The organism is Sphingobacterium sp. Lzh-3 (assembly GCF_046764375.1).
GTDB lineage: Bacteria > Bacteroidota > Bacteroidia > Sphingobacteriales > Sphingobacteriaceae > Sphingobacterium.
The window spans coordinates 190,677-207,610 of record NZ_CP177226.1; the positions used below are offsets into that span (position 1 = coordinate 190,677).

The 16,934-nt window shown below is 42.0% G+C and carries 10 protein-coding genes; 6 read left to right on the forward strand and 4 right to left on the reverse strand.

Going from position 1 to position 16,934, the window contains the following annotated elements; genetic code table 11:
* Positions 1-5 precede the first annotated feature (5 nt).
* From ACLCDV_RS00840 to ACLCDV_RS00865, 6 genes are all read left to right on the forward strand, one after another.
* Positions 6-2,405: a GumC family protein gene (locus ACLCDV_RS00840; protein ID WP_411972664.1), complete on the forward strand. Its 2,400-nt coding sequence runs from the start codon at positions 6-8 to the stop codon at positions 2,403-2,405.
* A 213-nt stretch (positions 2,406-2,618) separates the two neighbouring features.
* Positions 2,619-3,311 carry an outer membrane beta-barrel protein gene (locus ACLCDV_RS00845; protein WP_411972665.1) on the forward strand — a complete coding sequence of 231 codons (693 nt, stop codon included), beginning with the start codon at positions 2,619-2,621 and terminating at the stop codon, positions 3,309-3,311.
* Positions 3,312-3,337: 26 nt separating this feature from the next.
* Positions 3,338-4,636, forward strand: coding sequence for an SUMF1/EgtB/PvdO family nonheme iron enzyme (locus ACLCDV_RS00850; RefSeq protein WP_411972666.1), 1,299 nt, complete (start codon positions 3,338-3,340; stop codon positions 4,634-4,636).
* 32 nt (positions 4,637-4,668) lie between these two features.
* A complete protein-coding gene (gldN, locus tag ACLCDV_RS00855) occupies positions 4,669-5,685 on the forward strand; it encodes a gliding motility protein GldN (RefSeq protein WP_411972667.1) in 1,017 nt (338 codons plus the stop codon).
* 158 nt (positions 5,686-5,843) lie between these two features.
* Positions 5,844-6,806 carry an NDP-sugar synthase gene (locus tag ACLCDV_RS00860; RefSeq protein ID WP_411972668.1) on the forward strand — a complete coding sequence of 321 codons (963 nt, stop codon included), beginning with the start codon at positions 5,844-5,846 and terminating at the stop codon, positions 6,804-6,806.
* Between the two features lie 129 nt (positions 6,807-6,935).
* Entirely contained in the window at positions 6,936-8,849 is a 1,914-nt protein-coding gene (locus ACLCDV_RS00865; protein WP_411972669.1) for a polysaccharide biosynthesis protein, read from the forward strand.
* 62 nt (positions 8,850-8,911) lie between these two features.
* Here the strand turns inward: ACLCDV_RS00865 and ACLCDV_RS00870 are convergent, their stop codons facing one another.
* From ACLCDV_RS00870 to ACLCDV_RS00885, 4 genes are all read right to left on the reverse strand, one after another.
* Positions 8,912-10,594 (reverse strand): RagB/SusD family nutrient uptake outer membrane protein, encoded by a 1,683-nt coding sequence (locus tag ACLCDV_RS00870; protein ID WP_411972670.1) that lies wholly within the window; start codon positions 10,592-10,594, stop codon positions 8,912-8,914.
* An 11-nt stretch (positions 10,595-10,605) separates the two neighbouring features.
* Complete coding sequence (locus ACLCDV_RS00875; protein WP_411972671.1) at positions 10,606-13,584, reverse strand: SusC/RagA family TonB-linked outer membrane protein; 2,979 nt, start codon at positions 13,582-13,584, stop codon at positions 10,606-10,608.
* Between the two features lie 336 nt (positions 13,585-13,920).
* Positions 13,921-14,463, reverse strand: coding sequence for a DUF3347 domain-containing protein (locus tag ACLCDV_RS00880; protein WP_411972672.1), 543 nt, complete (start codon positions 14,461-14,463; stop codon positions 13,921-13,923).
* Between the two features lie 3 nt (positions 14,464-14,466).
* Positions 14,467-16,929: a zinc-dependent metalloprotease gene (locus tag ACLCDV_RS00885; RefSeq protein WP_411972673.1), complete on the reverse strand. Its 2,463-nt coding sequence runs from the start codon at positions 16,927-16,929 to the stop codon at positions 14,467-14,469.
* Positions 16,930-16,934: the final 5 nt, after the last annotated feature.

Here is a 16,934-nt window from a genome sequence, read left to right on the forward strand (position 1 = left end):
ATTTCATGGAACAACAATCTACACAAGTAAAGGGAAACCAAGAAGAAGAAATAAACTTGAGACAACTCTTTGAACAATATGCATTTTATTGGAAGTGGTTTGTGCTTGCCGTGTTATTAGCCTTAGCGGCTGCAGTAGTGTACTTGCGTTATGCGCAGCGAACATTTAATACCACGGCCAAAATCTTGCTGAAAGATGAAAGGAGTGCTTCTGCTGGTGAGCTTGCAGGAATTGCGGAATTGAGTAGTAATATGGGGTTTGGAGGAACGCGTTCTGCGTTTGTGAGTGACCAAATCCAAGTATTGTCTTCCCGAAGATTAATGCGAAAAGTTGTGGATCAACACCACCTAAATATTATTTATTCTACTCAAGGAAAGATTCGTTCTTCAGAAATTTTGGAAAAAGATATGCCTTTTTCTGTTCATCCTCAAGGTAATCAAGATAGTATAGTGGTCAAGTTAACAATCAAGATAAGAGATGGTCAACATTTAGTTGTTACCAATTTGTTGTCTGGGGAGAAATTGACTACTAGTTTTGACAAATCTATAAGATTAGGGCGAAACAATATTGTAATTCGACGGACAAATGGAAATAGAATTGATTCTGATACAGAGTATGTTGTGAATATAATTCCTAGAGATTGGGCGGTTGATGCGAATTTATCTTCAATGAACATTTCACCAAGTAAAGAGGCACAGTCATACATCGTTAATTTTGCAATGACTTCCACTTTGGGAAAAAAAGCTGAGATGATTTTAAATGCGTTAGTTGATGTTTATAACAACGACTTGACAAATGATAAGTTAAGGACGACTAGAGCAACATCTGATTTTATCAATAAGCGATTGATGTTGATATCGAAAGATCTATCTGGCGCAGATGAGGAAGCAGCTAATTTTAAGTCATCTAATTCTATGGTCGATATGGCTACCGAAGCAGGTGTGTTTTTAAATACTGCTTCAGACAATGACAAAAAAGTCTTAGAGATCAAAACTCAATTGCAATTGGTTGATCATATGAATGATTACCTGAAAAATCAAGAGGAGGGGAAACTGCTTCCCTCAAATATAGGTTTACAAGATGCATCGATTGTGGAAGCAATAACAGCATATAATAAATTGGTTTTGGAACGTGATGACTTATTAAAATCTGCTTCAAATCAAAATCCCGCAGTGATCGCTTTAAATGAAAATATATCTGAAAGTAACACTAATATTCGGCAGTCTCTCCAGAATTACCAGCGAGTAACAAAGTTGGCTTTGAATAGTATTCAACAAAAATCAAACGAGATTAAAGGTCGCATCAGCTCTATTCCTAACCAAGAACAGGGCTTCAAAAAAATCTCACGTCAACAGCAAATTGTTGAATCGCTTTATCTCTTATTATTGCAAAAGCGAGAAGAAAGCGAAGTAAAAGCTGCGGCTACACCAGATAACCTTAAAGTAATTGATACTGCTTATAGTAATGGAGTTCCAGTTTCTCCTAAAAAGCCTATTATCCTTTTAGGGGCAATACTACTAGGTTTACTTGTTCCATTTGTTGTTCTTTATCTTAAGTTTTTATTGGATAATAAAATACATTCCCGAAAAGATATTGAGGACCTTGTTAAAATTCCAGTTCTTGGGGAGATACCAACAGCAGAAGACACCATAGTACATTTAAATGATCGTTCTTCTTTAGCCGAGGCATTTCGCATTTTGCGTACCAATATGAATTTTATGTTTGGCGCGGATAAAAAAGAAGCATCTAAAGTGGTATTCGTTACTTCGACCATTTCTGGAGAAGGTAAGTCATTTGTGACTACCAATCTAGCTCAAATTTTATCCATGTCGGGTAAGAAAGTATTATTAATAGGTGCAGATATTCGGAGCCCGAAAGTTTTGGATTATTTAGGTCTATCGCATTTACAACATACCAATGTTGGGATTACTCAATTCTTAATTAACCCAGATATGGATGTGAATAACATCATTATCAAAAAGCCGGGCAACTATGACTTTGATGTAGTTTATTCAGGTTATATCGCGCCCAATCCAGCGGAGCTGTTGATGAATGGACATTTCGATGATGTAATCAAATATGCACGCGAACACTATGATTATATTTTGGTAGATACAGCGCCAGTAAGTTTGGTAACAGATACACTATTAATTGCGCATAATGCTGATTTAACGTTATATGTATCTCGTGTCAATTACCTCGATAAGCGTTTATTACAGGTGCCAAGAGAATTGTATACAGAAGGTAAGCTGAAAAATCTTGCGGCCGTTGTAAATGATGTTGACTTTGCTCGTGGTTATGGTTATGGCTATGGTTACGGCTACGGCTACGGCGACAAAGGGAAAAAGAAAACGGGATTAGCAAAGGTATGGCAGGATCTTAAAGATCGATTAAATATAAAATAAAGCTAAGATAATCTAGATTTTGGCCTTATTGTTGTGTAATCCCAAATCGACACCTCGGTTTGGGATTATTTAATTTATACTAATTAACAGGATCAGGCGTTTTGAATTACATGCGGCTAATCAATACAAATTTGAATCATGCACGTAAATGGTTATTTGAATTACGAAATGATTCGTGATACATTAAACACAAGCTCTTTAAATATTTTATCTATGAAAAAACAATTTCTATACACGTTTTTTGTGGCCCTCTTGCTAACAATTGGTTCAGTATCGGCGCAGTTTTCTCGTCCTGTTAGTATCGGGGCTGGGGCAGGTGCGACATTCAATCTAACGGACTTAGCAAAAGTAGAATCAAAATTCGCTTTTTATGGTGAGGTTGATTATCTGATCACACCATACATCTCCGTAGGGTTGCATGGCGAAAAGGGGACTTTGGCGGGAAATGGTTATGAAAGTGATTTTAAGAACCTTTATTTTGCAGGAAATGTCAATGGGAAAATTCGTTTAGGCCAGTTTTTGGGAAATGCCGATAATTATAGCTATTATACTTTGGAAGCAAATACCTTTTCTCGTATTCTTTCCAACTTTTATGCTGGAGCTGGGGCCGGATTGGTGAAAAATCGAATTCAAAGAAACATTTCAGCACTCTATGCGAATTATTTGGAATCTGTTGGAGGGGAAATTTCAAAAGATAACGGGGAAATTCATTTTGTTCTTCCTTTAAATGTAGGCTTGGATATTCCCTTTGGTAGAACCTTATATGGGCCGCAGTGGGCAATCAATGTGAACTATCAGCATACCTTGACATTCAATGATAATCTGGACGGTATCATCAATAAAAATAATGACCAATATGGTCTTATTTCGGTGGGTGTGAAATATGGATTATTTAACCGTAAATAAGCAAATCAAAATTTTAATAAAACAAAATGATGAATATACTAAAAAGGTTCTATAGCGGTCGTCAACTTGGGTTTTTATCTTTGGCTATTTTAATTGGTTTTGCTGCATGTAAATCCAATTCGGCAATTTATAAAGCTCCAAAAGTAAATGCTTTTAGAGGGGGAAAACTTCCGCCTCCTCCAGGAATGGTTTATATTCCATCGGGTACAATATTGTTCAAAGGGTCATTAGATAGCGGTAATGTGGGTAAAAATGTGAGCGTAAGTGCATTCTTTATTGATGAAGCCGAAGTGACGAATAAGCAATATCGCGAATTTGTGAACTGGGTTGCGGATTCCGTTGCCGTAACCGATTATTTAAATGATGATCAGTATTTCTTGGATATTGCCGGTGAGCAGGTTGGTCAAAAGCGTATCAATTGGGCAAAGGTCAAAAAAGTATCGCCGATATGGAAAAGCAACGATCCAAGCATACAGGAGCGCATTGCTCCAATGCTCGAAATGCAAGGCAATAGACGTGCACTCAATTCTGAAGTGATTAGATACCGGTTTTCTTATCTTCAATCCAAAGGGAATGTGAAAAAGAAATATGTGACAGATACAGTCGCGGTAATGCCAGTTGAGGATATCTGGACAAAAGATTTTCCGAATGCGCAGCTTGCCTCTTTAGATGCTAATTATTTTACACATCCTTCTTTTGACTATTACCCTGTCGTGGGTGTTACCTGGAGACAGGCGCGTGCCTTTACAGACTGGCGGGCAAACGAAATGGCTGCGACGGTATTAAGAAATTCTTATCTAAACGGTTATCAGTTGAGCTTGAGTTTGCCAACAGAGGCTCAATGGCAATATGCAGCTTCGGGTAAATTAGATCCCCAAGATACAATCGCTGGCTCACGGATGACAATTGATGGAACGGAAGGTAAAAAGAAATTAGCCGTCAACTTCAAACAAGGCGAGGGAACTTACTCGCGTGATGGTGCTACCTTTACTCTTCCCGTGAAATCTTATATGCCAAATGCTTTTGGTGTTTATAATATGGCGGGTAATGTCTCCGAATGGACCCTGGATGCCTATAGCCCATCTGCGGTTGTATTTGTGAACGACTTAAATCCTGCGTTGCTTTATGATGCAGATGCTAAAGATGGTGACGCATTGAAACGGAAAGTGGTCCGCGGGGGATCATGGAAAGATAATGGAGAGCAGTTAAATAGCGAAACGCGTAATTATTCGGTAGACTATGAACCGCATTCGTACATCGGTTTCCGTTGTGTCATGTCGGCCTTTGAAATGCCTACTGTACAAAGCAAAACGCGTAAGTATTAATCTGCTGTTTTAAAATCCAAAAATCGAGAACAATGAAAACAAAAATAGTATTGATAGCGGCGATGACTTTCGGAGTTGGGTCATTGTTTGCGCAGCAAGAGACAAAAATTGATACTTTACCTAAGAATCAACATATTTTAACTAATAGTGGTGCAGCTATTCCTGCTAGCTCAGGAGAAATCCTTCAAGATACAATACCATTGACCGATGGGTTCTATCAAGCAAACAATATGGAAGACGCAGTGCCCTTTGCTTATCCTGAAGTTAATAAGAAAAATATCCGCTTTTACAAACGTGTATGGCGAGATATTGATTTAAAAGACGAAAAAAACAATATTCTTGCTATTCCTGGAAATTCTTTGATTGAGGTTGTCATGAAGGCGATTGAAAAAGGAAAACTTTCCCTTTATAGTCCCGATGATGATTCTTTTAAGGGCCGATTAAGTGCGCAGGAAGGAATGGCCCGTTTCGCAGACAGTGTGCTTGTCCCTATCTTTGATGGAGAAGGAAATCAGATTGACTCCAAAATGGCTTTGAATGAGTTTGATCCTGCACGTGTAACCAAATTTAGGATTAAAGAGGATATCTTTTTTGATAAGCAACGGAGCCGGCTGGAAACGCGGATTATTGGTGTAGCTCCTTTAATGAACATTACAACCTCCGCTGATCTGGCCGAATCAGTAGGTGCAACACCTGCCTTCTGGCTTTATTTCCCACAGTTACGCTATAGCCTTATCCAGGTAGATATTTCGGATCCGGATAAGGGTCTATATGACATGACCATGGATGATTTTTTTGTGCAGAATAAATTTGCCAGTACCATCGTACGTGAATCTTCGCCAGGCATGTTGCAGAACCTCAAAGAAACCGAAAATGGCGGACAGCAGTTAGATGGGAAAAAAGTAGAAGAGAAACTGGATGCGTACAAGAAGAAATTATGGAGTAATCCAAAAGGGGTAAAAGCCGAGGAATTGGAGGGGAACCAGTCTAATGATGGTAAAGTTCAACCGAACCAAAACCAACAAAGAGAATCTGAACAGAAATTGTAAAGCTATAGAAAATGTTCTGTTCAAAGCGAGCTTTTCGATTTATCGGAAAGCTCGCTTTTGTTTAATAATTCATTATTTATTAATGTGGAGAATTATGAAGCTGGTATTAAAATTGCTATTGGTTGCAAACGCAAGGGAAAAATCACATTAAAATAGAAATGAAGAACAGCATTGAGAATATACAAAAGCCTATTCTAGTTATTTTGGCCGCGGGTATGGCGAGCCGTTATGGATCGGCTAAGCAAGTGGAAAGCTTTGGACCATTTGATGAAAAGATAATCGATTATTCCATTTATGATGCAATCCGTGCAGGCTTCGGAAAGATCGTATTTGTCATCCGTGAAGAATTTTTAGAAATCATGAAATCAAATGTTGGTGCAAAACTCCCTGAATCTGTCGAGGTTGCTTATGCCTACCAGGATTTTGACCTAAAAAAATTCGGAATTGATAGGGTCGTAGAGCGGCAAAAACCATGGGGAACGGGACATGCGGTGATGAGTGCCGAGCATGAAGTGGATAGACCATTTTGTGTGATCAATGCGGACGATTTCTATGGCTATGATGCTTTTCAAAAGATGGCTGATTTTCTAACACAACGAGCGGATGATCAAGAGATGGCGCTGGTCGGTTTTGAAGTTGGTAATACCCTTTCAGACTTTGGCTATGTCTCACGGGGTGTGTGTGAAGTCAACGACATGAGTCACTTGCAGAGTGTTACGGAAAGAACCAACATCTATCGGAAAGACCAAGATATTGTCTATGCGCAGGAAGAAACAGAAACAGTCATACCGAGTGAAACAAGAGTTTCAATGAATTTCTGGGGATTTACACCCAAGATATTTGAGATTGCACAAAGTTTGTTCCCTGATTTTGTAGAGAAAAACCATGAGAATCCCAAAGCGGAATTCTTTATCCCTGATTTACCGGATTATATGGTCAAGCAGGGTATTGCCAATTTTTCGGTGCTTCCTACCGATGCGAAATGGTTTGGTGTAACCTATAAAGAGGATAAGGAAGAGGTGAAGCAGAATATTCATCGATTAATAAAGGAAGGTCATTATCCGCAACGATTATGGCCCGAGAAAAAGATCGTTGATGAAAGTATTTATCTGGATTTTTAGGAAATAGCATATCTTGATCAATAAGTTAAAAGTTCGTCCGCTTATAGGAGAACTTTTAACTTATTTATAGCTATTAATTTGGTACTTTTGCAGTTACTTAAACCTTGAAAGGGAATATAATATTTTTTAATGAGTAATGTATGGAAAGAGGGCTTGTCAATTAACAAGCCACGTTGGGTCATTCTGTTGTTGGATATGATTATTGTAGGAGTAGCATTTTTGATTAGCTACATACTCATTTTTAAGCACAGGGGCGGGGTTGAGGTCAATGCCTTGCGTTTGCAGCTCATATTGGTATCTACCATTTATCTAATCTGTTTTATTTCGCTGGGAACATTTAAAGGCGTTATTCACAAAACCGGAATCCGTGAATTACAACGTATGGCATTAGCGATTGTAATGGCCTATTTTTTATCAGTTATTGTATGTAAAATATTAGAGTGGACACAACCTTCGTTCTTACATGCCGCTTTTCCTTTCTCTGATACACAGCTTCTTTTTCATGCATTGATTGTAGGTTTCGGTATGACCTTTAGCCGCGTGCTTTATCGGGCGCTCTACCACGAGCTGATGTGGGGTAATAAAGACAACCGTATTCCTGTTATCTTATTTGGTGCAGGAAATATGGGCAATACAACCTTCCACTTTATCCATACGACTTCGCGGAACAAATACCGTATTGTAGCGATCATGGACGATAATCCGCATCGTATTGGTAATCGAATTCAAGGCTTTAGAATCCATGATATTAATAAATTGAATAAAGAATTTGTCGATAGGCATGGAAATGCAGCCGAGCTAATAGTCGCAGTCGATAATAGGTCTCCCGAGCGATTAAGCAAGGTCTTTAAATTGGCCGAACCGATTCCATTAATCGTCAAGATTATACCAGATACGGCGCGTTTAATGGCTGGAGAGGTGGCGACAAGACAGATACGCAGCTTACGCATAGAGGATTTGCTGGGACGCAAAGCAATCGACCTGGACAATCCTGCTATCGCTGCGGAGATGAAGGGACAGATCGTATTGGTGACGGGGGGAGCAGGCTCTATTGGTGGAGAACTGGTGCGTCAGCTTGCACATACTGATCTCAAACAGCTCATCGTGGTCGACCAGGCGGAATCCTCTTTGTATGATATTCAACAGGAGTTGAGCTCATCTGCAAATTTTGGACGTTGTGTATTTATGGTCGGCAATGTTCGGGATGCCTTATTTATGGATACGCTGTTTCAGGTTTACCGGCCGACTTATGTTTTTCACGCGGCCGCTTATAAGCATGTGCCTTTGATGGAAGCGAATCCGTATGAATCCATTCTAACGAATGTATGGGGTTCCTATAATGTGGCGAAGCTGGCGGATAAATATGGTGTATCTAAATTTGTCATGGTCTCCACCGATAAGGCAGTCAATCCGACAAATGTCATGGGGGCTACCAAACGAGTCGCTGAGATTGCTATATCGACGGTGAATATAAACTCCAAAACCAATTTTATTGTAACTCGTTTTGGAAATGTTTTAGGCTCAAATGGTTCCGTCATTCCCCTGTTTGAAAAGCAGATGTTGAAAGGTGGGCCGCTGACAATTACCGATCCAAATATCACTCGTTATTTTATGACGATACCCGAAGCCTGTCAACTCGTACAGGAGGCCGCAGTAATGGGTAAAGGTGGTGAAATATTTGTCTTCGATATGGGCGAACCTGTTAAGATTATGGATCTCGCCAAACAGATGATCCGCTTAAAAGGTTACAATTATCCTGAAGATATCGATATTAAGATTGTTGGCCTCCGTCCCGGTGAAAAGATTTTTGAGGAACTTTTAGCAAATGGGGAGAATACGGAAAAGACCTATCATGAAAAGATTATGATTGCAAAGGTCAATACCCCAGATTTAGCGTTGCAAAAGACAAGAATTGAACAATTATGTGGACTGGCGAAAACAGCCGATCCGAATGAGGATAAAATGAAATTAGTGCAGCTGGTTAAAGATATTGTACCGGAATTTCGTTCTCAGAATTCTGTTTTTATAGCATTGGACAAGTAAGTCTAGCACAAAAAAGCCAGCCTTCGAGAGAAATCGGAGGCTGGCTTTTTTTATTATCAATTTTAATAACCCGGATTTTGTGCCAGGCTGCTGTTACCAGCGATGGCCTGATTGGGAACTGGGAAACGATTCAGATGTGCGGAGGTACTTGGATTATGATCCCACCACTTTTCCGTAGTAAAAGCTTTCCATCGGATCAGATCTGTACGTCGCCGACCTTCTCCTAAAAACTCAATACTCCATTCATCCAAAATACGGTATTTGTCAATATTGGCGCTAGTCACGGGATTAGGATCAGCGGCATTGGCAAAGTTTCGTTTTCGGACGGTATTGAACAGTTCTGCTGCCTTTTCCTTGTTCCCTAATCTGAAATCACATTCGGCTAGCATATAGTAAACTTCAGCCAGTCGGATAATCGGCATATCGGCCCCCCAGCGTAAGGTATTGTTGGCCAGATTTGGGATCGGCACCTTCACCAGGCGTACGCCTGTGTTTTCCTCTCCTTCAGACATTTTAGAGGGCAGCTGATCGATGGAACTGTATTTTTTTCCTGGTCCAACTTCCGAAAAACGACCCACTTGATCTACAAAGTTCAAAGGCTTGTCCTTGTATTCTTCACCACCAAGAATAGCCTCACCAGTAGGTGTTTTATGTGGACCAACAATAAACATACCCTCATATTGGTCCGAACCGTGATAGACGTAAGGTGCTTTGCGTAGATCGCCTTGGTCGAAGGTTTCAAAGGGTGAACCTAATTTGAAGTCCATACCGTAGCTTGAGCCATTGGGTTTCTTGGAGGGTGTCAGGTGAGCGCCATTATTCCCGCCCATATCCTGTGCAAAAAACTGCTTTGTGTTGTAATGATAGAAGTCTGCGTAAAACCAATTGTACTCCAGCATCTTGAATTCGGAAGGCATAGACCAGATAATCTCGGGTGATTCATTATTTTTAAACCCGTGCACTCCGTTCCATTTGGTATCTAAGGCATAATCACCATAGACCTTATTGACAATGTCCTGTGCCAATTTTTGGCTCTCAGCATACATCGCTTTACCAATATAAGCCTCTGCATTGAAGTAGAGCTGTGCCAGCATGGCTGCAGCGGCAGCTTTTCGGATAGCCCCCTCTTCCTTGTCGCCAGCTTTCTTTGCAGGAAGATTCTCAATAGCAGCTTTGAGCAGTTTTTCGATATGGGCAAAAAGTTCCTGATCGCTATTACGTGGTAGGGACTCTTGATCTAATGACTCGAAAATAGGCATACCGCCGAAATAATCTAATCCACGTAGATAAAAGTAGGCGATCAAGGCATCTAATTGTGCGAGATCTGCTGCTTTCCGCTCGTCGCTCAGTGCAAATTTGCCGTAATCCAATTTGCTCAGATCACTCTTTGTATCCAGTGCGAGGGCAACCCCCATCAGGGTTCCGCGCCAGCTTCCCCAAATCCAGTTGTCATCCGCCGTCCAACGGTGGTAATGATACCGCTCATTCTCACCACCGTTATACCAATGCCGGCCCTTGGTGGTAATGGCAAAATTGTCGGCTGTATATTCCTGAAGGCGCCAACGGTCTTCGCCCATATACCATTTAGCATGGGTAAATGGTCTAAATAGGGCTGCCTTGATGTCTTTCTCACTTTTGAAAAAGGTGTCCGGCGTGACCGAACTATAAAATTCCTGATCCAATTTGGTACATCCTGATAGCAATAATGCTACGGATAATGTTGCTATGGAAATGTATTTTTTCATGTTTGCTCGCTTTAAAAATTTACTTGTAAACCCATCATAAACGTCCTGGTCTTTGGATAGACATTGCGCTCTTCAAATCCCGGTTCTAGGCCATTGATATTGACTTCCGGATCCAGGCCACTGTAGTTGGTAAAGACAAAGAGGTCGCGTGCAGTCGCATAGATTCGCATCGACTTCAATGGTTTGATCCAATTTTGGTTAAAACGATAACCGATATTCAGGGCGTCAACCTTCAAAAAAGTACCTTTTTCCAACCAGTAATCGCTAAGCTCTTTTTCCCCTTTGATATTTTTATGCTTGTCGTATGCCTCTTCCAGCACATTCTGTCCTTTTACATTGGGGAGGCTGTAGTACATATTGATCATATTGAATACATCGTGGCCGATCCAGCTACGCATATAGATACTTGCATCCCAGTTTTTATAGGTAAATTGGTTGTTCCAGGAGAGTTGTAGAGTAGGGATGGCATTGCCAACAAAAGACTTGTCGCCCACAGTCTTGTTGCGGTCCCGCACATCAAAAGCATTCCCATCCTTATCGTAAAGCTTCCAATAGCCGTCATCTGTAAAGCCTGCAAATTTCCAGAGGAAAAACTGGCCAATATCCTCGCCCGGATATAACCTCACTGCCGAGCCTGGCGAACCGGGTGCCGGGAAATCCTTTCGGTCAGTAAATGTTTGGCTGCCCCATAAGGTATTGAGCCTACTTTTATTATGTGAAGCAACAATGCTGGTGGTATAACTGAAATGATCATTGTCTACGGCTTTAAAATTCAGTTCAAATTCATATCCGGTATTTTGCATGCTGCCCACATTCATGGTAGTTTTATCGTGGATCGCCGGTGGTTGGGAAACCCTGATGTCATAAATCAGATCGTCGATCTTCCGTTTGTAGATATCAAAACGGCCACTTAAACGGTTGTTCAGTACAGTGAAATCTAAACCAAGGTTGTATTCTTTTTTGACTTCCCACTTGATATTTGGATTTTGGTTGTGCATCACACCGTAGGTTCTAAACCATTTTCCATCCTGCAAAAACCAGGTGTCGGCGCTATACATCCGCGTGGCAACTTTGGCATCAAAACCTTCATTGCCCGTTTCTCCGTAGCCCGCACGTAATTTTAGGTCATTGATAAATGTGACATCCCGTAGGAAAGGTTCCTGGGAAACCCGCCAGCCTGCGGAAAGTCCGGGAAAAAATCCCCATCTGTTTTTAGGCGCAAATTTGCTGGATCCTTCATAACGTGCCGTTGCGGTCAGGATATAGCGGTCTAAATAGGAGTAGTTGACACGGCCGAAAAAGGCGGCAAGTTTAACCCAAGGATTTTTCCAGGACCCGATACCTGCACGTCCGTCGGGCAAATAAGTGCCTGTACCCATATCGTTTTCGCCGATGCCATCGACGGGGAAATTAGAGTTTTCGGCAGAAAATCCCTGTCCGTTAAAATCCTGGTAGCTATAGCCAGCTACAGCATTCAAGGAATGCGCGGCCCAGCGGTTTGTATAGGTGGCGGTCCATTCAAAGACGCGGTCATTGAACCGGCTATAATATTGCTTGGCAAATCCGTCCACATTGTTCTCTCGCGAAATGCGATGTTGTGCCGATCGGTAATAATTGCCATGTTCGCTGTTATTCTTTATTCCGATGGTGGCACTTGTAGTCAGATGTTCTGTGAGGTTTAACTTTAAGGTCGCATTGGCCAACAGGTATTTAAATTGCTTTTCATCGCTGCGGAGGCGAGCTTCGGCAACAGGGTTCCAGGTATCATACCCACCTTCCAAGACGTTGTAACCGCTGACATCATTGGCATCATAAGGTGTTTCCGTAGGATTCATCACCAAAGCCATATTAAAAATGTCATTGTTGTTAAAGATGTCTCCGTTGGAGCCAAACGCTTTCACCTGGTTGTAGCTTACATTGGTATTCAACTCCGCAAAGCCGTCGAAAAATTTAAAGGCACTATTGATCCGTCCACCGATTTCATCCCGCTTGGAGGTGATCGCCATTCCTTTGGCGTCGCGTTTGGTAAAGGTGGTATAGACATTGGCATTTTCGGAACCACCACTGATGTTTGCGACTTGCCGATGGCTGAAGGGATTATTGTTGGTAACCTCATCATACCAATCGGTGCGATGTCCAAGGTCTTCACCGAGACCATACTCCACAAATTTCTCTGCCGATAGGACTTTGGGACGTTTGCGGATGGATTCGACAAAGTATTCCGAAGTAAAATTTACCTGTGCTTTTCCGACCTGTGGTCTTTTTGTGGTGATCAGGATCACGCCACCAGAGGCCCGTGTTCCGTAAATCGCGGCAGCGGAGGCATCCCGTAGTACGTTGATAGATTCGATATCTTCTTTCGCCACGGAGTTGATATCACCACCGGGAACGCCGTCAATAACCACGAGCGGACCCTGTGAGGCGTTTACCGAATTGACACCGCGCAATTGCAAAGAGATACCGGCATTAGGATCGGTTCCATTGGTGGATATGACACTCAGTCCCGGTACTTTTCCCTGGATCGCCAAAAGGGGAGAGACAGCTCCTGCGACCATGTCTTTCTGTTTGATGCTCGAAACGGCGCTGGTCAATTCTTTTTTGTCAAGTGAACCATAACCGACCACAACAGCTTCCTCGAGCTGCTGCGTGTCAGATACCAGTTGTACGTTTACGTTGGTACCGCCAGCATAAGTAATTTCCTTGGCGCTAAAGCCGATCATTCGAATGACGAGGACAGCATTTTCCGCTACATTGGCTAGTGTAAACACGCCGTTGGCGTCCGTTGAAGTCCGTAGATTGCTGCCCTTCACAGAGACTGTGGCACCCACTAAGGGATTGCCTTGCTCGTCTTTTACACTGCCCTTGACTGTGGTCTGAACCTCCTGCACATAGGGTGCATGCGGTAGTGCGTAAGCGGCTCCAGCAAAAAAACTGCTGCTGAATAGCAATAATTTAGTAGCCACTTTAAAACTGTTGATTTTAAAATTCATGTGCTAATGTTTATTAAAGAATATTGGTTGTTTATGATAGAAAGGCTTGACAGGCTTTTTTGGGTATATTTAGGGTCAGCTGTCGGCTCCAGATCAAATGGATATGTTCAAATTCAAGATACTGCATATAATTGGTGTGATTTGAACATTAAATGTACGGCATTAGCCTTATAGGTTTAATTGCTTGAGACAATATGAGGATACTTTGAGACGATTTGTGGGAAAACAAAAAAGGAGCCGCCCGTTTGCAGTGCCCCCAAAAAGTTAGACACTTTCTGGGGGCACTGCATTTGGACAGCTCCTGATTTAAATACTATTATTACGTTAGCGTACCAACTAATGGCAGGCCACGGGCTCCGGGTAATCCGCTGTAGCCATTCCCTTGACCAATTGGCCACAGTGCCGCATCGATGCTGCGTAAGGATTTTCAATCGCCTTGTCGTAACTTAACCAATAGCCTTTTTCCATTGGGCAGTATTGTAAATACACCGTTTCATCTGTACATTTCATGGTCTCCATAATGGTGAATAAGGATTGTGTGACGGCAGAAAAGGACTGCTTCATAACCTTCATGTCCGTTGCAGATTTCAAGCCTATAGCATCGGTCTTCATTGCCTGGCTTACCTTTTTCAGACGCATCATGTCATCGATCTGCAAGCCTTTTAGCCGAAAATTCTGTACTTCCTTTTCGAATTGAACGGAGTGTGCTTTACTGGCAGCAAAATTTTCCTCCATGATGTCTTTTTTTACTTCCATGTAGGCATTAAATAACCGGTCGCGTTGTTCCTGTGCAGCATCCTGTCCGTGACTTGATTGACAGGAGATCATCATCAGGCCGATTAAACAGCTGATGTAAAGTGCTTTGAAGTTATTTTTCATCTTTTAGTCTTTATTTATTTGATTTTGAATGCGTTTAATTTCTGACAGCATGAGGGCAAGATGTTGTTTATTTAATGGATCTGTCTGTTGTGTGGAAAGTTGATTGATTGCTGCTACTAATGCGCCCAGGTAATTTCTGACATACAGCTGTACATCGCTACGTTGCGCCTGTGATATGATATCGGATCCTGGTGCTATTTTGGGGTTGATGATCTGATTTACTTTTTCTAGAAAAAAACGCTGTTGTGCACGTTTAAAAGCATTTATTCGAACGTCTCCTCCCGGCAAAGTCCATATCGTTCCCCCGATATCGTTCAGATATTCATCAAGTCCGTAAGGTCTTTGATTGGTCAGCGATTTCATATAGATATTATAGAGCATTCCTGGGCTCATCAACATATTAAGCATCTGCTCTTGTTGATCACTTATTTCCTTGTTTGCATCTTTTCCGATCAAATCCTGAATATCTTTGGGATACAGCCACAGGGGTGGGGTTAATACGTTGTCGCTCACATACTGCATGGCAGCTTTTACCTTTTCTCGTGGAATTGCGGCATATACAGGACCTTCTTGACCACGCACTTTTTTTGTAATCTCCTGACTGCCGATGTTTTTCAATACGTGGTAGAGATAACGGTCGAACTGTGCGCGCACCGCTTTATGCATATCCTTTAGGTTACTGTAATCATCTCCTGGCTCATACGTCCATTCCACTAAATTGGAAACCACTCGTTTCAGATTTTTGATCCCATAGGAGCTTGCCAACACCGCATCATCACCCAAATCTTCCTTTTGACCACGTGGATCCTCATCGTTTCCCTCCCCGCCAAACCACAGCTTAGGGTTGGCTGTCAGGCTATCGGTTACTTGTCTGCTGAGGTAAATCTGTTCATCTTCTCCACTTGAAAATTGTGGAAGATACTGATAACCCCATTGAATGGCCCATTTATCATAACTTCCAATACGCGGATATATACCCGCGAGCCCCACCTTATCCTCCGGTTGCGCGACATAATTGAAACGAGCATAGTCCATGATCGATACCGTATGACCATTTTTTTCGACCCACTTTTTGTCGCGCAATTTCTCTACGGGCGTTTGGCTGCTTGCTCCCATGTTGTGACGGAGACCTAAACTGTGCCCCACCTCGTGCGAGGAGACAAAACGAATTAATTGGCCCATCACCTCGTCATCCAACTGCATTTTTTGTGCAGCCTTATTTAAGGGCCCAACCTGCACCATAAACCATTGCTGCACGAGTTTCATCACATTATGATACCAGCCCACATGGGCTTCGATAATCTCGCCACTTCTGGGATCTGAAATTCGCGGTCCGTAGGCATTGGCTTTTTCGGAGGCAAAATAACGGATCACAGAGAACCGTGCATCCTCCAAGCTCATCGTCGAATCCTGTTCAGGCCATTCCTTGCCGACAATGGCGTTTTTAAATCCAGCCTGTTCAAATGCCTTGTTCCAGTCATTGATTCCGGCAATCAGATACGGACGCCATTTTTTTGGCGTTGCTGGATCAATATAATAGACAATTTGCTTTTGAGGTTCTACAAGCTCTCCTTTTAAATAACGTTTTACATCCTTCGCGTGGGGTTCAAGACGATAGCGCTGTATAAAATTTAAGGCTTTGGACCGTTGATCTTTATCGGTAAAGAGGATATACTTGTTGGCAAAGTAGCCTACCCGGTCATCGTATATCCGTTTTTTCATCGGCTCTTTTGGCAACAGCACCATGGAGGTGTTGGTTGTAAAAGTTAAGGATCCTGTCAACATAGCTGCAGGAGTACCTGATGTTGAGGAATATGTTTTTGTCGTTTTTACTTCGAGGTTGATCGGAAATACCTTCATGTCGGTAATGAAAGATCGATCGTCGGCCAGAGCGGATAGCTTATTTTCGCTTTTTAGCTTGCTATCAAAGGAAACTGCAGCATTGTCTTTTCGAAAAAGATCAGTTACCTCCACTAAATAGCTGTTTTTACCTGCGTTAAGTCCTTTGATATCCATAATAGCAATAATTGGATCTTCTTGAGACTGTACCAATGCAGTCCGAATGGCATCGTTTTCCGGTGCATCCTGCTTATAAATTGCTGCTCGAAGCTGTATGCGGTCGCCCATTCCTTTCTCAAAGTAAAGTGTCTGCTCATTTAGCTTCTCGCCACCATACATCGGAAACCCCTGTGGAGCCGATACCAAGCGGGTTACGGTCAGAAAATAACGGTTTAATAAACTGTCGGGTATCTCCAGATACCACTTCTTTTCCGACTCGATGACGTTGAAAACGCCTGAGCGAGCAATTTTTTGCTTATTTACAATCTTATTATAAGCCTCATAAAGGTCATTTTTTGATTTTAGCGTATCTGTTTTAGCCGCTGTCTTATTCGGGGTCTGCTGCGCTTGAACCAGAGCTCCAGACAAAAGCAAGGCGAGGGTACTAAAGATAATTTTGTTTTTCATGTGTT